Source organism: Roseovarius tibetensis (assembly GCF_050896375.1).
In the GTDB taxonomy this organism is placed as follows: domain Bacteria; phylum Pseudomonadota; class Alphaproteobacteria; order Rhodobacterales; family Rhodobacteraceae; genus Roseovarius; species Roseovarius tibetensis.
Genome location: NZ_JBPBBB010000014.1, coordinates 1 through 17,869, shown reverse-complemented (window position 1 = coordinate 17,869; position 17,869 = coordinate 1). Strand labels below are relative to the sequence as shown.

The window sequence follows — 17,869 nt, the reverse complement described above, 5'->3', positions numbered from 1 at the left end:
TTGGAGTGGCAGGTCATTCTGCGGCGACACGTCGTTGTGCCGCCAGCATATTTTTCAGATAGCGTCCTGTGTGGCTGCGCGTCTCTTCGGCGACCTGCTCGGGCGTTCCGGTGGCCACAAGCTCGCCACCGCCATCGCCACCTTCCGGCCCGATATCTATGATATGATCGGCGGTTTTTATGACGTCGAGGTTGTGTTCGATCACCACCACGGTGTTTCCCGCGTCGACAAGCTCGTGCAGCACCTCAAGCAGCTTTTTCACATCCTCGAAATGCAATCCGGTCGTCGGCTCATCAAGGATATAGAGCGTTCGGCCGGTCGAGCGTTTGGCCAACTCCTTGGACAGCTTCACCCGCTGCGCCTCGCCACCTGAAAGGGTCGTGGCCTGCTGGCCCACCTTGATATAGCCAAGGCCCACGCGCATCAGTGCATCCATCTTCTCGCGGATCGACGGCACCGCCTGAAAGAACGCTTGGGCCTCTTCAACCGTCATGTCAAGAACGTCCGCTATGCTCTTGCCCTTGAAGCGGATTTCCAGCGTTTCACGGTTGTAGCGCGCGCCCTTGCAGGTCTCGCATTCGACATAGACATCGGGCAGAAAGTGCATCTCGATCTTGATGACGCCATCCCCTTGGCAGGCCTCGCAGCGGCCGCCCTTGACATTGAAGGAGAAACGCCCCGGCTTGTATCCGCGCGTCTTGGCCTCGGGCAGCCCCGCGAACCAGTCGCGGATCGGCGTGAAGGCGCCGGTATAGGTGGCGGGATTCGACCGTGGCGTGCGGCCGATCGGGCGCTGGTCGATATCGATCACCTTGTCGAGATGCTCCAATCCCTTGATCGTCTCGCATGGCGCGGGCGCGTGGCGCGCCCCGTTCAGGCGCATCGACGCGGTCTTGAACAGCGTCTCGATGGTCAGCGTCGATTTGCCGCCACCCGACACGCCGGTCACGCAGATGAACTTGGCAAGCGGAAACTCGGTCGTCAGGTCCTTCAGGTTGTTGCCGGTCGCCTTGACCACGGTCAGCTTCTTGCGATTGCCCTTGCGCCGCTTGGCGGGCACCGCGATCTCGCGCGCGCCCGACAGGTATTGACCAGTCACCGAGGCCGGATCGGCGGCAACTGCATCAGGTGTGCCGTGGCTGACGACCTGTCCGCCGTGCACGCCCGCGCCGGGCCCGATGTCGAAGACGTAATCGGCGGTGCGGATCGCCTCTTCGTCATGTTCGACGACAATCACGGTGTTGCCCTGGTCGCGCAGGTTGCGCAACGTCTGCAACAGCCGTCCGTTGTCGCGCTGGTGCAGCCCGATGGACGGCTCGTCAAGCACGTAAAGCACGCCGGTCAGACCCGATCCGATCTGGCTGGCCAATCGAATCCGTTGGCTCTCGCCCCCCGACAGCGTGCCCGCGTTGCGCGACAACGTCAGGTAATCCAGCCCGACATTGTTGAGAAATCCCAGCCGTTCGCGAATTTCTTTGAGGATGGCGCGGGCGATCTCGTTCTTCTGGTTGGTCAGGTTGTCGGGAACGGTCGCGCACCAGTCATACGCCTCGCGGATACTCATCTGCACAACCTGCCCGACATGCAAAAGCTGGTCCCGCCCGCCCCCGGAGGGACCGATGCGCACCGCAAGCGCTTCCTCGCGCAGACGGTAGCCGCCGCAGGTGCCACAGGGCCGGTTGCTTTGATACCGCTCGAATTCCTCGCGGATCCAGGCGCTGTCGGTCTCGCGATACCGCCGCTCCATGTTGGGGATCACGCCCTCGAAGGCACGGCTGACCTGATAGACGCGCCCGCCTTCATCATAGCGAAACGGGATCTCCTCGTCGCCAGAGCCGTAGAGGAACACCTGTTTCACATGCGCCGGCAGATCCTTCCAAGGGGTCGCCTTGTCGAATTCGTAATGCTTGGCGATGGCGTTGATGGTCTGCGTGAAATAGGGGCTCTTGCCCTTGCGCCACGGCGCGATCGCCCCGTCCGTGATCTTCAGGGCCGCGTCCGGCACGATCAGTTTCTCGTCAAAGACAAGCTCTACCCCCAACCCGTCGCAATCGGGGCACGCGCCAAACGGCGCGTTGAACGAGAACAGGCGCGGTTCGATCTCGGGGATGGTGAAACCGCTGACCGGGCAGGCGAAGCGTTCGGAGAACGTGATGCGCTCGGGCTCGCCCTCACGCGGCGCGGTTTCCAGCACGGCGATCCCGTCAGCCAGATCCAGCGCGGTCCGAAAACTGTCGGCCAGCCGCGTCTCCAGCCCCTCCTTCACGACAATCCGGTCCACGACCACGTCGATATCGTGGCGAAACTTCTTGTCGAGTTTCGGAGGATCGTCCAGCTCATGAAAGGCGCCGTCGACCTTCACCCTCTGAAACCCGGATTTGCGCAATTCCAGAAATTCCTTGCGGTATTCGCCCTTGCGGTCACGCACGATCGGGGCCAGCAGATAGCCGCGTGTCCCCTCTTCCATCGCCATGACCCGGTCGACCATGTCCTGCACCTGTTGCGCCTCGATGGGCAGACCGGTCGCCGGCGAATAGGGCGTGCCGACGCGCGCGAACAGCAGGCGCATGTAGTCATAGATCTCGGTCACCGTGCCGACTGTCGAGCGCGGGTTCTTCGAGGTCGTCTTCTGCTCGATGGAAATGGCAGGCGACAGGCCGCTGATATGGTCCACATCCGGCTTTTGCATCATGTCGAGAAACTGGCGCGCATAGGCCGATAGCGATTCGACATAGCGCCGCTGCCCCTCGGCATAGATCGTGTCGAAGGCCAGAGACGACTTGCCCGACCCCGAAAGCCCGGTGATCACGACCAGCCTGTCGCGCGGAATGTCCACGTCGATGTTCTTGAGGTTGTGCTCGCGCGCGCCGCGCACTGCGATGTTCTTCAGTTCGGCCATTCTGCCCCCTGCGGGTGAGTTTCATTTCAGATAGGCGCGCCACGCCATCGGTCCAAGTCAATTTTCGGACCCGGCGCGGGCGCGCGGCACGCTACGCCTATTTCTGCGCCAGGGCCCACGCACATATCGGGAACTGCGGATCATTTGTCAGATCGTCGGTCTCGGGATCGTACACGGGTGGCCAGTCGGATTCCAGATTGCGCGCGGCGGCGGCCCGGTTCCCCCATTGTCGCGCGGAGATCCGGGGCGCGTCGAACCCGGCCTCGATCAGCAGATTCGTCAGACCGCGCGCCGTCCACCGCGAACAATCCACCGGGTCACGGTGGTAGGGGATGAAGAACGGCACGGCCAGCCAGAACCAGCCATCCGCACGCAGCATCCGGCGCACATGGGCTATCGCGGCATGTGGCCTGTCCAGATGCTCCCAGACCTGATTGGCAAGGATCACATCGAAGCGCAAGACGCGCCCGTCGGCGTCGCGGAACGGCCCCTGACAGATATCGTGTTTCGGATACCGGAAACGGTCATAACTCCGGAACCCGAAGCGGCGGCCGAACTTGCCCGAAATTTCCGCCGCGTCCAGCGTCTCGGGTCCGAGGGCGGCCAACCAGCGGCGCGTGGATCTCTGCATCACGACACGGTTGAGGCTCGTCACGTCACACCCCGACGTTACGCTGGCCCGCCGACATGCTCATGGGCAGAAGAGATCGTTGAACACGGCAAACACCATCAGCGACAGGATGAGCGTCAGCCCGACCGTCATCAGAAAGCGCAGGGCGCGATCGCTTGGCGGGCGACCGGTCAGGGCCTCATAGGCATAGAACATCAGATGCCCGCCATCCAGAACCGGCACGGGAAAGAGGTTGAGCAGACCGACAGCCGTCGACAGGACCGCGATGAACCAGATGAAGCTTTGCGCGCCTTGGCTGGCCATCGCGCCAGAAACCTCGGCGATGCCGATCGGCCCGGACATGTTGCAGCTGCTGATCGCGCCGGTAATCATCGCGTAAAGCCCCGAGAGCGAGCTTGTGATGATCTGCCACGTCTGCGCGACGGCGGCGCCGACCGCCTCGACCGGGCCGCGCGCCTCGGTCGCGGGCTCGAAGGCCATGGCCCCGGCGATGCCGATGCGCCACTCGGTGCGGAAACCGCCATCGGGTTGTGGCTCGTCCACGCGGCGCGGTGTCAGGGTCGTGCTATAGGCGCCACTGTCCGGGCGCCACATGTCCAGAGCCAGCGATGCACCGTTCGAACCTTCGACGATCTCCTTGAGCTCGGAAAAGGCATGAACCGGCTGATCGTTCACCGCAGTGATCACATCGCCCACCCTGAGACCCGCGTCGAATGCCGCCGATTGCGGCGACAGCCCGCCGACAAGCGGCGGCATGATATGCGGGCCTTGGGCGCTGGTGCGCCGTCCGTCGCGCCGCACCTCGTAGTCGAGCAGGGAGCGGGTGGGCAGGTCGCGCAGAAACGCGTCGTCGATGCCGCCCGACCCCACTTCGGGCAGCGCCATGTCAGCGACGGCAAGCACCTCGTCACCGGGCTGAAGCGTCACACCCTCGACCGGAAGCGGCTTGAGCGCGCCCACGGTCAGCGGATCGGCGGTCTTCCCACCGGCCATCATGACGGCCGTGAAGATCAGGATCGACAGGATGAAGTTGAAGATCGGCCCTGCCGCCACCGTCGCTGTACGGGCCCAGAGCGGGGCCCCGTGCATGGTCTGTCGCAGACGCTCGGCCGGCACCTGCGCCATTGCGTCGCTGTCCTTGCCGCTGGCCGCATCGGCGTCGCCGAGAAACTTCACGTATCCGCCAAACGGCAGCGCGGCGACCTGCCAGCGCGTGCCGTGGCGGTCCATGCGCGAAAACAGGACCGGCCCGAACCCGAGTGAGAACACCTCGGCCTTGATGCCCGACCAGCGCCCGACAATGTAATGGCCATATTCGTGAATCGCGACGATCACGGACAGCGCAACGATGAATGCCAATATGGTCACGAGACCGCTTCCGAATTGCGGTAGGAGGGTTTGAAGATCCACGGACTATCCTTAAAGTTTTCGCGCTTCGGTCGCGGCGTCGGCACGGTCCCTAGCGAGATGGTCCATATGGGCCACCAGATCAAGGGTCGCGACAGCATTGCGCGCCTCTGACGTGGCGGTCAGGTCCGACAGGACCTCATCGACGACCGCGCTCATGTCGGTGAAGCGGATGCGCCCGGCGATGAAATGATCCAGCGCGCGCTCTTTCGCGGCATTGAAGATGGCGCCCGCAAGACCGCCCTCGGCCATCACCTCGCGCGCCAGACGCAGCGCCGGATAGCGCGCCTCGTCGGGGGTGCGGAACTCCAGCACACCGGCCGCAGCCAGATCTAGCGCGGGCACAGGCAGCGCACGCCGATGCGGCCAGTTGAGCGCATAGCCGATCGCGTGGCGCATGTCCGGCGGGCCGACATGCGCCATCAGCCCGCCATCACAGAACCCCACCAGCGCGTGGACCAGTGATTGCGGATGCACCAGCACCTCTATCTGGTCGGGGGTGAAGCCGAAGAACTCGCGCGCCTCGATCACCTCCAGCGCCTTGTTGAACATCGAGGCGGAATCGATGGTGATCCGTTGCCCCATGTCCCAGTTGGGATGCATTGAGGCCTCGGTCACCGTGGCCGCCGCAAGCCGCGCAAGCGGCCAGTCGCGGAACGCTCCGCCCGAGGCGGTGATGATGACGCGATCGACCGCCGACCGGTCCTCGCCCACGAGCGCCTGAAAGATCGCCGAGTGCTCGCTGTCCACGGGCAGTATGCGTGCGCCATGCGCGCGGGCGGTCCGCAGCAGAAGCGGCCCCGCGGTGACCAGCGACTCCTTGTTGGCCAGCGCCAGCGTCGTGCCCTGCTCGAGCGCCGCGAGGCCGGGGGCAAGCCCCGCCGCCCCGACGATGGCCGACATGACCCAGTCCGCGGGGCGTCGCGCCGCCTCTGTCAGGGCCGCCTGCCCCGCCGCCGCCTCGACGTCCGATCCATCCAGCGCGGCGCGCAGGTCCGGCAGCAGCTCGTCATGGGCGGTCACCGCGATATCCGCGCCAAGCCTCCGGGCGTCGGCGGCCAGGCGGGCGATGTTGCGTCCACCGGTCAGCGCCACGACGTCGTAGGCACCTGCATCGCGCCGGATCAGGTCGATCGTGCTTTGCCCGATGGACCCGGTCGCCCCCAGAATGGACACGCGTTTCATGCAACCCCCGGCAACAGGCCGACCGCCCGCAGGGCCAGCGTCAGCAGGGCCGCGCCGAGCATCGCGTCGAACCGGTCGAGCACGCCTCCGTGCCCGGGAATGAGGGTCGAGCTGTCCTTGACATCGCACAGCCGCTTCACCGCGCTTTCGGCGATGTCGCCCATCTGTCCGGCAAAACCCACAAGGATCGACACGGGCACCAGCGCGAGCCCCGCCCCGGTCGGACCTGCAAAGAGCGCGCCGATCACCCCGGCCCCCAGCCAACCGGCGACGGTGCCCGACCATGTCTTCTTGGGGCTGATGCTGGGCCAGAATTTCGGCCCACCCAGGCTGCGCCCCGCAAAATAGCCCGCGACATCCGACACGATCACGACCGAGACCAGCCACAAGATCCAGACCGCCCCCGCCTCGGCCCGCAAGAGGCCCATGGCGTAGCAACCCAGCAAGGCCCAAACCGCCAACGCCAGGAACGGCGCGCGATCTCGTGCCGCCCGACCGACCGCGACAAGCGCGGCGGCAAGCAGCAGGGGCAGCACGAAACTGCCCGGCAGCGACAGCGCCAGCCCGAGAACCACCGCCGCGACGATACCGGACCGCACGGCGCTGTCAGGCGTCTCGAACATCCGCGCCGCTTCCCAGATCATCAGCCCGGACAGCGCACTGACCAGCACGGCAAAGATCCAGCCACCTGCCCAGATGGCCCCGCCCCCGACCAGGGCCATGGCGACACCGGACGCCACACGCGGCGCGAGATCGGACCACCGCGCGCCCCCGCTCATGCGGAGACTGCACCGAAACGGCGATCGCGCACACCGTATTGCGCAAGCACATCCGCAAAGATCTCGCGGGTGAAATCGGGCCAGAGCGTGTCGATGAATTCGTATTCCGCATAGGCCGACTGCCAGAGAAGGAAATTCGAGATCCGCGCCTCGCCGGAGGTGCGGATGACCAGATCCGGATCGGGCACCACGCAGGTGTCGAGGTATCGCGGCAGCGTTTCCTCGTCGACATCCTCGGGTCGCAATTTCCCGGCAGCCACATCCCGCGCCAGCCGCTGGGTGGCGCGGGAAACCTCGTCGCGCCCGCCATAATTGAGCGCGATGGTCAGGTTCATGCCCGTGCAATGCGCGGTCATCGCCTCGGCCTCGTCCATCAGGCCGTGCAGCTTGGCATCCAGCCGGGGCCGGTCCCCAATGAACCGGACACGCACGTTCTCGCGCACGAAGGCCTGCATCTCTTTCATGATATAGCGCCGGAACAGGGTCATCAGCCCGGCCACCTCGGTCTGCGTGCGCTTCCAGTTCTCGGTCGAGAAGGCGAAGATCGTCAGGTACTCGACGCCGAGTTCGGGACAGGCCTCGACGATTTCGCGCACCCGGCGGGCACCGGCATGATGGCCGAAAAGCCGCGGTCGCCCGCGCGCCTGCGCCCAACGGCCATTTCCGTCCATTATGATCGCGACATGGCGCGGTCCGGCCGAATGGAGCTTTGTCTTAGCCATTTGCACGCCTTCCGTCATCAGACCTGCATGATCTCGGCTTGTTTGTGTTCGAGCGCATCGTCGACATGCTTGATGTACCTGTCGGTCAGATCCTGCACCTCGTCTTCCCAGAATTTCTGGTCATCCTCGGACATGCCGTCGGCCTTGGCCTTCTTGATCTTGTCCATTCCGTCTCGGCGCACGTTGCGGATCGCCACGCGGGCATGTTCGGCATATTGCGACGCGACCTTCGTCAGGTCCTTGCGGCGCTCCTCGTTCAATTCGGGGATCGGCAGCATGATGATGGTGCCGTTCATCTGCGGATTGATCCCGAGGCCGCTTTGGCGAATGGCCTTTTCGACCTTGTTGACAAGGCTCTTGTCCCAGACGTTGATCGTGACCATGCGCGGCTCCGGCACGTTGATGGTGCCCACCTGGTTGATCGGGGTCATCTGACCGTAGGCCTCGACCTGGACCGGCTCGAGCATCGAGGCCGAGGCACGGCCTGTTCGGAGAGAGGCGAATTCCGTCTTGAGCGAATTCATCGCCCCGTCCATGCGACGCTCAAGGTCGCTCGTGTCGATTTCGATATCGTCCGCCATGTCCGTTCTCGTCCTTCCTGTGGGCCGGTCCTTGCGCCCCTGTGTAGTCTCAACCATGCACGGTTGTATAGGTGCCCTCGCCTGCAAGGATGCCCTTGAACCCGCCCGGCTCGTCCAGCGAAAAGACGATGATCGGCAGATTGTTGTCCCGTGCAAGAGCGATGGCGGAGGCGTCCATCACGTTGAGATGCTGGGTCAGCACCTCGTCGAATGTCACGCTGTCGAACCGCTTGGCGTCGGGATGCTTCAGCGGATCCTTGTCGTAGACGCCGTCCACCTTGGTGCCCTTGAAGATCGCCTCGCAGGCCATTTCGTTGGCGCGCAGCGTCGCTGCGGTGTCGGTGGTGAAATAGGGATTGCCCGTGCCGGCGGCGAAAATGCAGATCCGCTTCTTTTCCAGATGGCGCACGGCCCGGCGGCGGATATAGGGTTCCGCCACCTCGTCCATGCGGATCGCCGTGATCACCCGACAGAACGCCCCGAGTTTCTCCAGCGCGGATTGCATCGCGAGCGCGTTCATCACCGTGGCCAGCATGCCCATGTAATCGGCGGTCGTCCGCTCCATTCCCTGTGCAGACCCCTGCAAACCGCGAAAGACATTGCCGCCACCAATCACCATGCAGATCTCTACCCCCAGATCATGCACGGTCTTGACCTCGCGCGCGATCCTCTCGACGGTCGGGGGGTGCAACCCGTATGAGGTATCGCCCATCAGAGCCTCGCCCGAGATTTTCAGCATGACGCGTTTGAATCTCGGTTTCTGGGTGTCGACAGGCGTCATGCAGGATCTCCGCAGCAGGTCAGTTGGCTGCAAAATGTCGCAAATGGCCCCAAGGTGCAATCGCAGAAACCATCGCTGTGCATGAAACCGCGGCCCCGGACCTCGTCATGCGTCGTGATCTCGGATACCCAGAGGGCATGGATATCATGCGCGACATCGCCCCTGCCCGCCCCGTCCTGATCGCCGGGCCGACCGCGACCGGAAAGTCGGCCCTCGCCCTTGCCATTGCGCGCGCGCAGGGCGGAATCATCGTCAATGCCGATGCAATACAGGTCTACGAGAACTGGCATGTTCTGTCGGCCCGGCCCGAACCCGAAGAAGTGGCGCAGGCCCCGCACAGGCTTTACGGTCATGTTGGCGCGCGACAGGACTATTCCGTGGGTCACTGGCTGCGCGAGATGTCGGATATCGTGCGGGGGCCCGACCGCCCGATCATCACCGGCGGCACCGGGCTGTATTTCGCGGCGCTGACCGAAGGTCTGGCAGAGATCCCCGCAACCCCGCCCGGAATCCGGCAAGAGGCCGACGAGCGTGTCGCGGCCGAGGGCCTCGGGGCGCTGCTCGACGTGCTCGATCCGGACACCCGCGCCCGGATCGACACCCGCAACCCGAAGCGCGTGCAGCGCGCATGGGAGGTGCAACGCACCACCGGACGCGGGCTGGCCGCATGGCAGGACACGACCCCCGCGCCGCTGCTGTCGCTGGACACCTGTCAGCCGCTCTTGATGACCGCCGAGACCGGCTGGCTGAACGCCCGGATTGCGCGGCGCTTCGACAGGATGCTCGACGCGGGCGCACTGGACGAGGTGCGCGCCAATCTTGACACATGGGACCCTGTGCGCCCGTCGTCGCGCGCCATCGGCGCGGCAGAGCTGGTGGCCTATCTGCGCGGCGAGACAACGCTGGACGAGGCACGCGAGGCAGCCACCATCGCCACGCGGCAATTCGCCAAGCGTCAGCGCACGTGGTTTCGCGCCCGCATGCGAAGCTGGCGGCGGATCGCCGCTGACGAAGTTTAGAAATTTCGCGGTTTTGTCCTGACACGACCGTGAATCCGTGCGAAAACTGGTCCAAATACGACAACCGGAGGCAGTGTCGATGAAACACGCTCAAGTCATGACCGTAGTGCAATGGGCGCGCGGCGCGACGTGGCGGGTCGGCCTGCAACATTCCTGCAAGAAGCACGCGCTGGTCTGGATCACGCGCGGCCAGGGCATCGCGGTGATCGGCGGGATCCGGCGGGGCCTCGGGGTGCACAACGCCCTGCACATTCCGGCGGGGACGATGTTCTCGCTCGATCTGGGCAAGGCGGGGTTCGGCCATGTCTGCGAGGTATCTCCGGACGGGACGGTCGAGATGCCCGACACCGTGCAGCACCTGCGCATCCGCGACACGGCCGGGCAGACCGAGTTGACCACGATCTTCGAAGTGATGCAGCGCGAGCAATCCGGCGCGCGCCCGTTCCTGGACGAGGCCCTGACGGCGCAGGCCCAGCGTCTCAGCGTCTGGCTGCGGCGGGCGATGGTCGAACATCCCGGCCCCGCCAAGCCCAATGCCGGCGAGCGACTGGTCGCCGCCTATGCCGCGCTGATCGAGCGTGATCACATGAACGGGCGGTCGATGGCGGTCTATGCGCGCGCGCTTGGTGTCACTCCGACGCATCTGACCCGCGTGTGCAAACAGCTTTCGGGGCACACCGCGGCCGACCTTCTCACCGAACGCAGCCTGCATGCCGCGCGGGAGATGCTGGAAGACAGCGAACTGCCCGTCGGTCGGATCGCGGCGGGGCTCGGGTTTGGCAGCGCCGCCTATTTCTCGCGATTCATCCTGCATCACACGGGTCAGAGCCCGTCGGCGTTGCGCAACAAGGCGGTCACGCGCCCAACCGTCGCGCGGGCGATTTGAGACCCGCACCGCGCGCGCGGTGGGTTGCGTTGCGCGGGGCTGGGTTGTCTAATCGACGTGGAACAGTTGACGATCAGGGGTCGCGCAAAGGCGACGACAGCAGACCATGACACACGAGATCCCGCCGCATCATCCCGCGACGACCGGCCTTGTGACGGACTTCGGACGCGGGCACATGGGGCGACGGGAATTCCTGACACGTGCCACGACGCTCGGGGCGAGTGCGGCCGCGGCCTACATGCTGGGCGGTCTGGGTGCGCCGGCGCGGGCGGATACGGCCATGCTCCGGGGCGGCACATTGCGCATCCAGCAAACCGTCCGACCGCTCGGAGATCCGCGCAGTTTCGACTGGAGCGCCAAGGCCAACCAGACGCGCGGTTTTCTGGAGTATCTCGTCGAATATCAGGCCGATGGCACGTTGCGCGGCATGCTCCTGCAAGACTGGGAGGTCAACGAGGACGCGACACGCTACGTCCTGCACGTGCGCCCCGGCATCCGCTGGAACACCGGCGACACCTTCACGGCGCGGGACGTGGCGCGCAATATCGAACGCTGGTGCGACACGACCGTACCTTCCAATTCAATGGCCAACCGCTTCACCGCGCTGATCGATCTCGCCACGGGCAAGGCCCGCACCGGGGCGGTTACCGTCGCCGACAACCTGACGGTAATCTTGCACCTGGCGCGACCCGACATCGCGGTGATCGCCAACATGTCCGACTATCCCGCCGCCATCGTGCATGAAAGCTACGATGGCGGTGATCCGTTCGCGGATGGCATCGGCACCGGCCCGTTTCGCCCGGTCAGCCTTGACGTGGGCAAAAGCTGCATCCTCGAACGGCAGACCGATCATGAATGGTGGGGGACCGAGGTGTTCGGCGGACCGTGGCTCGACCGGGTGGAATTTCTGGATTTCGGCACGAACCCCTCTGACTGGCTGGCGGCCGCGCAGGCCGGCGAGATCGACCTGCTGTATGAAAGCGTGGGCGATTTCATAGATTCGATGAACGACATTGGCTGGACCGCGACCCGTGTCGAGACCGCCGATACCATCGTCATCCGTGGCTCGCAGCGCCCCGAAATTGAGGGCGGGAACCCGTACCGCAATGCGCGTGTGCGCCGCGCCTTGACGTTGGCCGTGGACAACGCTGTCTGCCTCGAACTGGGCCATGACGGGCGTGGCACGCAAGCCCAGAACGATCATGTCTGCCCGATCCACCCCGCCCACGCGGATCTCGGACCGGTCCCGCTGAACCCCGCCCGCGCGCTGCAAGAAATCGTGGCAGAGGGGTTTCTCGATTTCGAGCACGAGCTTGTGACGATCGACGACCAATGGCAACGCTACACCGGCGATGCCGTCGCGGCACAACTGCGGGACGCGGGGCTGAAGGTCAGGCGCAGGATCGTGGCGGGCAGCACCTTCTGGGAAAACTGGCTGAACTACCCGTTTTCCGGCACGCAATGGAACCACAGACCGCTTGACGTCCAGGTGCTGGGGCTTGCCTATCGCAGCGGCGCGGTCTGGAACGAGACCGGGTTTTCCGACCCGGAGTTCGACCGCTTGCTCGACGAGGCCAATCGCCTGTCCGATCCCGACACGCGGCGCGGCGTGATGTCACGGTTGCAGTCCATTTTGCGCGAGAACGGTGTGATCCTGCAGCCCTACTGGCGTGCGCTTTACAATCACCACAACGGACGGGTGGTGAATGCCGAAAAGCACCCGGCCCACGAAATCCACCTGCACAAGATCGGGTTCGCGGGCTGAGTGGTGTCGATCAGATGCCCAGGATGACCTTCACGTAATTGCGCGTTTCCTTGTAGGGCGGGACGTCGCCATATTCGCGGACCGCGCGCGGACCCGCATTGTAGGCGGCGAGCGCCAGGCGCCATGACCCGAAGGTGCGGTACTGCTCGGCCAAGTATCGCGCGCCACCTTCGAGGTTCTCGCGCGGATCGTGCGGATTGACGCCCAGCATCCGGGCCGTCTGCGGCATGAGCTGCGCCAGCCCGATCGCCCCCTTGTGAGACCGCGCATCGGCGCGCCACGCCGATTCCTGCTGGACAAGCCGCAGGAACAGATCCTCTGGCACGCGGTAGCGCCGCGCCGCCTGTTTCGCCACGTTGAGATACGGCCCCCGATAGCTGCCCCGAAAGGCCGGTGACAGCTCGTCCCATTTGGTGGGGGCCTTGAAGCGTTTCGGCTGAAGCCTGACAGAGTTGTTGTATTGCTGCCGGGCGCGCGAATCCAGAACGCCTGTTTGCGACTTGAAGGTCGTGAGACGGCCCTTGGTCGACACCGTGTCGGCCTGCCCCCCCCGAGGCAGCCCCAGCATCAGGGCCATCGCCGCGATGACCACCGCGCATTTCAGTCCGCGCATCTTGTTTGTCCCATCACTGTCCCATGCGCATCATACGCAAGATTCACATGATTTCGACCCATTTTTCCGTGCCGCATGCGCCGGTTGACCGGTCCTGTGCCGGACGGTGCCATTTTTATCTTTCCTTCATGTCTTTGCGATGGTGTAACCATGCCAATTCAGGAACCGCTTGATCCAAGGAGGGCGCGATGGCCGGCTCTGTAAACAAGGTAATCATCATCGGGAATCTGGGCCGTGACCCGGAAACGCGGACCTTCCAGAACGGTGGCAAGGTCTGCAACTTGCGCATCGCCACGTCCGAAACATGGAAGGACAAGAACACCGGTGAACGCCGCGAAAAGACCGAATGGCATTCTGTCGCGATCTTTTCCGAACCGCTCGCGCGGGTGGCCGAGCAATACCTACGCAAGGGCTCGAAGGTCTATATCGAAGGCCAGCTCGAAACGCGCAAGTGGCAGGATCAGTCGGGTCAGGACCGCTACTCGACAGAGGTCGTGCTGCGCCCCTACCGCTCTGAACTGACGATGCTCGACGGAAAGGGCGAAGGCGGCGGTAGCGGCCCAAGCTATGGCGGCGGTCAGGATCAGGGGTATGGCGGCGGCGATTACGGCGGCGGCCCGGCCGAGCCGCAGGGCGGCGGCCGTCCGGCGCGCGACATGGATGACGAAATTCCGTTCTGATCCCGCCCTATTGGTTCGCGATCGGGTGTCTCCACCCGATTGCGGCATATCCGGCGCGCTGGCGCCTGTAGCAGGCGACAGGGCGCGCGATGGCGTATCGCGACCGCGTAAATACCCCTTTACCTCTGGTCTTTCCGCGTTGCGGCATATAGGGCGCGGGTCATCACGGTAGAGGACACCGCAAATGGATCTGCGCAACATCGCCATCATCGCCCATGTCGACCACGGCAAGACCACACTCGTGGACGAGCTGCTGAAACAGTCGGGCGCGTTCCGCGCCAACCAGGCGGTCGATGAACGCGCCATGGACAGCAACGATCTGGAACGCGAACGCGGCATCACGATCACCGCCAAGCCCACCAGCCTGATGTGGAAATCCACCCGCATCAACATCGTCGACACCCCCGGCCACGCCGATTTCGGCGGTGAGGTCGAGCGCATCCTGTCGATGGTCGATGGCGTCGTGCTGCTGGTGGACGCCGCCGAAGGGCCAATGCCGCAAACCAAGTTCGTCACCTCCAAGGCGCTCGCCCTCGGTCTGCGCCCCATCGTCGTGCTCAACAAGGCCGACAAGCCGAACGCGGAACCCGACCGCGCGCTCAACGAGGTGTTCGACCTCTTCGCCAATCTCGACGCCGATGACGACCAGCTCGACTTTCCGCACATGTATGCCTCGGGGCTCGGCGGTTGGGCCGATCACGAGGTCGACGGGCCGCGCAGGGATCTCTCGGCGCTGTTCGACCTGATCGTGAACCACGTCCCCGCCCCGAAGCAGATCGCGCGCGCGGACGAGGATTTCAGCATGCTCGCCACCACCCTCGGCGCCGACCCGTTCGTCGGCCGCCTGTTGACCGGCCGCGTCGAATCGGGCCGCCTGCGGGTGGGCGCGACCGTGCAGGCCCTGTCGCGCATCGGCCAGAAGATCGAACAGTTCCGCATCAGCCGCATCCAGGCGTTTCGCGGCCTGATGAGCCAGGACATCGACGAGGCCGTGGCCGGCGACATCGTCAGCATCGCGGGCATGTCCAAGGCCACCGTCGCCGACACGATCTGCGCCCTGGCCGTGGACGAGCCGATCGCGGCGCAGCCCATCGACCCGCCCGTGATCACCGTAAGGTTCGGCATCAATGACAGCCCGCTTGCCGGGCGCGACGGCAAGAAGGTGCAAAGCCGCGTGATCCGCGAGCGCCTGATGAAGGAGGCCGAATCGAACGTCGCCATCCGCGTCGACGACGCGCCGGGCGGCGAGGCCTTCGAGGTCGCGGGGCGCGGCGAATTGCAGATGGGCGTGCTGATCGAGAACATGCGCCGCGAAGGTTTCGAGCTGAGTATCTCGCGGCCGCGGGTGGTGCTGCGCGAGGACGAGAACGGCAACCAGCTTGAACCCGTCGAGGAAGTGACCATCGATGTCGATGACGAGTATTCCGGCGTCGTGATCGAAAAGCTGACCGGCCCGCGCAAGGGTGACCTTGTGGAAATGAAGCCCGCCGATGCCGGCAAGACCCGGATCATCGCACATGTACCGTCACGCGGTCTGATCGGCTATCACGGCGAGTTTTTGACCGACACGCGCGGCACGGGCGTGCTGAACCGGGTCTTTCACGACTGGGTGCCCCATCGCGGCCCGATTCCGGGACGGCGCGCGGGCGTGCTCATATCCATGGAAAACGGCGAGGCGGTGGCCTTTGCGCTGTGGAACCTCGAAGAGCGGGGCAAGATGTTCATCGGGGCCCAGGCCAAGGTCTATCAGGGGATGATCATCGGCGAACACAGCCGCGAGAACGATCTTGAGGTGAATCCGCTCAAGGGCAAGAAGCTGACCAACGTGCGCGCCTCGGGCACCGACGAGGCGGTGCGCCTGACCACGCCCGTCACCCTCAGCCTCGAAGGGTCGATCGCCTATATCGACGATGACGAGCTTGTCGAGGTGACGCCCAATGCCATTCGCCTGCGCAAGCGCCTGCTCGACCCCACCGACCGCAAGCGGCAGTCGAAGAAATCCTGACCCCAAAACCGGACTGGCCCTGCGCACGTAAAAATGGACGGCGCAGGGTCAGGCCGGATATCCGGACGGGTGGCGAGGCGACCCAGACCCGTACTGCCGGACAGCGCGCGTCATTCCACCAGAAGACGCGCCTCGTGTTTCTTGAGCGATCGGCGCGCCGCCTGATACGCGTTTACGCCCCGGACACCGCGCAGTTCCGGGAACAGTTCGAATATCTCGCTGCGCTGCTCGGTCCCCAGACCGTCGAGTACCTGTTCACCGGGTTGAAAGCTTTCAGTCCACGCCCCGTTCGACAGCACGACCTCGTGCTGATCGAACATGAAGTGGATATAGGTCGTCGCACGTACGCCCGCCGGGCCGATACCTTCCATGCCGGTCATGTGCTTGGCCGCCGCCAGAACCTCGCGATCGTCAAAGTAGAGCGCGGCGCGATCCGAATTGAGCAACACCCGGTGTTGCGGGCTGACCAGCATGTCATGCAGGGGTAGCCCCCGCCCAAGCGCCCCGGCACGGATCAGGATCGGGCAAAGATGCGGTGCCTTGCGCAGTTCCTGCCCGGTGAGGGCGCGTTGACCGATCCAGCGGATTTCCTGCAATCCGTTGTCGCGCGTGATGATCCGGTCGCCGACCTGCAGATCCTCGACCGCACATTCCCCGCGCGGCGTGGCGATCCGCGTGCCCGGTGTGAAACACGGAACGATGTTCTCGATCTCATAAAAGTTGAAGCTGCCGGTGACGGTGCCATCCGGCGCATCCAGGAAGTTGACCGTGCCGCTTGTCGAATTTCCATCGGGATCAGTCGTTTCCCCGACGATCTCGAACGGACCGAGCCCGGTCAGATCAATCGTGTCAAAATCAGTACCGCCGCTGCCGCCGTAGATTTCGTCACCGTCGGAGGCCCCGAGAAACGTGTCGCTTCCATCGCCACCCAAAAGCACGTTCGCACCGGAATCGCCCGAAATCGTGTCGTCACCGCCTCCACCGACGACGGTATCGTTGCCATCCCCGCCAAAGATCAGGTCGTTGCCGGACCCACCGTCGAGAATGTCATCTCCCAGCCCGCCGTCGAGGATATCATTGCCCGTGCCGCCCAGCAGGCGGTCATTGCCGTCATTCCCGAAAAGAACGTCATTGCCGGGTCCGCCGTCGATCCTGTCGTCACCGCGACCGCCACTGATGGTATCGTCACCATCGCTGCCGAAGACCGTATCGTTGCCCGCGTTCCCGAAGATCAGGTCATCGCCGTCCCCGCCGTCAATGCTATCGGCATCCGCCGTCCCGAAGAGCGTGTCATCGCCCGTGGTGCCCTGAACCGGGGCCGATGTTGCGGATGCGGTGCTGAACAGCCCGAAGCCGGACCCGTCATCGGTGCTTGAAGGGTCGGCGCCGTCGTCCTTGGTCGCGCCCGTCGCACCGCCATCGGCCGGATCGTTCGCAGTCCCTTGGGGATCATCGGCCTGCGCGGTGCGGCTCTTGTCATCACCTGCACCCTGCTCTGCGCCCTCCTCCTCGGGACGGAGCGTCGGATCTTCCGGATCAGTCTGCGTGTCGGCTGGCTTGGCGGTTTTCGACGTGTCGTCGAGGCCGTCCTGCGTGCCCTCGTCTCTGCGTTTCACCATGGGTATCTCTCGCTTTCACTGAAGCGTCCACATTCCGTGCGCGATGGTCGGTTTCATTCTTGGCGGCGACGCGCGCCTTCAGCGCCTGTCCTCTGATGACCGCAGCACGGACTGTAACTGGCAATATACGAATCGTGTCATTATCAAGCTCGAATCTTCGCAAGGGTAACGCGCCATGCTTAGCGGAGCGCGACCACCCAATGTGATAAATAATGTCTTAACCCGACATTCCCCAAGTGGCCTACCATCTGACGTCAAGATCCCATGACGAGGCCAGCGGATCAAGCGTATTTGACC

General features: G+C 64.5%; 15 protein-coding genes. 5 read left to right on the top strand and 10 right to left on the bottom strand.

From position 1 onward, the window contains the following. Nucleotides 1-13: 13 nt before the first annotated feature. The 8 genes from uvrA to pyrH form a co-directional block, all read right to left on the bottom strand. Entirely contained in the window at nt 14-2,899 is a 2,886-nt protein-coding gene (uvrA, locus tag ACROSR_RS10940) for an excinuclease ABC subunit UvrA (RefSeq protein WP_432684928.1), read from the bottom strand. 97 nt (nt 2,900-2,996) lie between these two features. Beyond that, a complete protein-coding gene (locus ACROSR_RS10935; protein ID WP_432684926.1) occupies nt 2,997-3,530 on the bottom strand; it encodes a class I SAM-dependent methyltransferase in 534 nt (177 codons plus the stop codon). Nucleotides 3,531-3,590: 60 nt separating this feature from the next. Beyond that, nucleotides 3,591-4,940 carry an RIP metalloprotease RseP gene (rseP, locus tag ACROSR_RS10930; protein ID WP_432684924.1) on the bottom strand — a complete coding sequence of 450 codons (1,350 nt, stop codon included), beginning with the start codon at nt 4,938-4,940 and terminating at the stop codon, nt 3,591-3,593. A gap of 9 nt (nt 4,941-4,949) precedes the next feature. Next, on the bottom strand, nt 4,950-6,122 hold the full coding sequence (dxr, locus tag ACROSR_RS10925) for a 1-deoxy-D-xylulose-5-phosphate reductoisomerase (protein ID WP_432684922.1): 1,173 nt from the start codon (nt 6,120-6,122) through the stop codon (nt 4,950-4,952). Next, nucleotides 6,119-6,901 carry a phosphatidate cytidylyltransferase gene (locus tag ACROSR_RS10920; RefSeq protein ID WP_432684920.1) on the bottom strand — a complete coding sequence of 261 codons (783 nt, stop codon included), beginning with the start codon at nt 6,899-6,901 and terminating at the stop codon, nt 6,119-6,121. Before ACROSR_RS10920 ends, dxr begins: the two co-directional genes overlap by 4 nt. Next, complete coding sequence (uppS, locus tag ACROSR_RS10915; protein WP_432684918.1) at nt 6,898-7,623, bottom strand: undecaprenyl pyrophosphate synthase; 726 nt, start codon at nt 7,621-7,623, stop codon at nt 6,898-6,900. Before uppS ends, ACROSR_RS10920 begins: the two co-directional genes overlap by 4 nt. A gap of 17 nt (nt 7,624-7,640) precedes the next feature. Then, nucleotides 7,641-8,204 carry a ribosome recycling factor gene (gene frr, locus ACROSR_RS10910; protein ID WP_432684916.1) on the bottom strand — a complete coding sequence of 188 codons (564 nt, stop codon included), beginning with the start codon at nt 8,202-8,204 and terminating at the stop codon, nt 7,641-7,643. A 49-nt stretch (nt 8,205-8,253) separates the two neighbouring features. Beyond that, nucleotides 8,254-8,985 (bottom strand): UMP kinase, encoded by a 732-nt coding sequence (pyrH, locus tag ACROSR_RS10905; protein WP_432684914.1) that lies wholly within the window; start codon nt 8,983-8,985, stop codon nt 8,254-8,256. A 107-nt stretch (nt 8,986-9,092) separates the two neighbouring features. On the opposite strand from pyrH, the gene miaA reads away from it, so the two are divergent. The 3 genes from miaA (at nt 9,093) to ACROSR_RS10890 (ending at nt 12,655) form a co-directional block, all read left to right on the top strand. Then, entirely contained in the window at nt 9,093-10,004 is a 912-nt protein-coding gene (miaA, locus tag ACROSR_RS10900) for a tRNA (adenosine(37)-N6)-dimethylallyltransferase MiaA (protein WP_432684912.1), read from the top strand. 79 nt (nt 10,005-10,083) lie between these two features. Beyond that, the gene (locus ACROSR_RS10895) at nt 10,084-10,890 is read left to right on the top strand and encodes an AraC family transcriptional regulator (RefSeq protein ID WP_432684910.1); all 807 of its coding nucleotides are present in this window, start codon (nt 10,084-10,086) and stop codon (nt 10,888-10,890) included. A gap of 106 nt (nt 10,891-10,996) precedes the next feature. Then, complete coding sequence (locus tag ACROSR_RS10890; protein WP_432684908.1) at nt 10,997-12,655, top strand: ABC transporter substrate-binding protein; 1,659 nt, start codon at nt 10,997-10,999, stop codon at nt 12,653-12,655. Nucleotides 12,656-12,665: 10 nt separating this feature from the next. On the opposite strand, the gene ACROSR_RS10885 is transcribed toward ACROSR_RS10890, so the two are convergent. Beyond that, nucleotides 12,666-13,268 carry a lytic transglycosylase domain-containing protein gene (locus ACROSR_RS10885; RefSeq protein WP_490166895.1) on the bottom strand — a complete coding sequence of 201 codons (603 nt, stop codon included), beginning with the start codon at nt 13,266-13,268 and terminating at the stop codon, nt 12,666-12,668. A 188-nt stretch (nt 13,269-13,456) separates the two neighbouring features. On the opposite strand from ACROSR_RS10885, the gene ssb reads away from it, so the two are divergent. Next, entirely contained in the window at nt 13,457-13,948 is a 492-nt protein-coding gene (ssb, locus tag ACROSR_RS10880) for a single-stranded DNA-binding protein (protein WP_432684906.1), read from the top strand. A gap of 184 nt (nt 13,949-14,132) precedes the next feature. Continuing rightward, on the top strand, nt 14,133-15,953 hold the full coding sequence (gene typA / locus ACROSR_RS10875; RefSeq protein ID WP_432684904.1) for a translational GTPase TypA: 1,821 nt from the start codon (nt 14,133-14,135) through the stop codon (nt 15,951-15,953). A 110-nt stretch (nt 15,954-16,063) separates the two neighbouring features. Here the strand turns inward: typA and ACROSR_RS10870 are convergent, their stop codons facing one another. Then, complete coding sequence (locus ACROSR_RS10870; RefSeq protein ID WP_432684902.1) at nt 16,064-17,572, bottom strand: Hint domain-containing protein; 1,509 nt, start codon at nt 17,570-17,572, stop codon at nt 16,064-16,066. Nucleotides 17,573-17,869 lie beyond the last annotated feature (297 nt).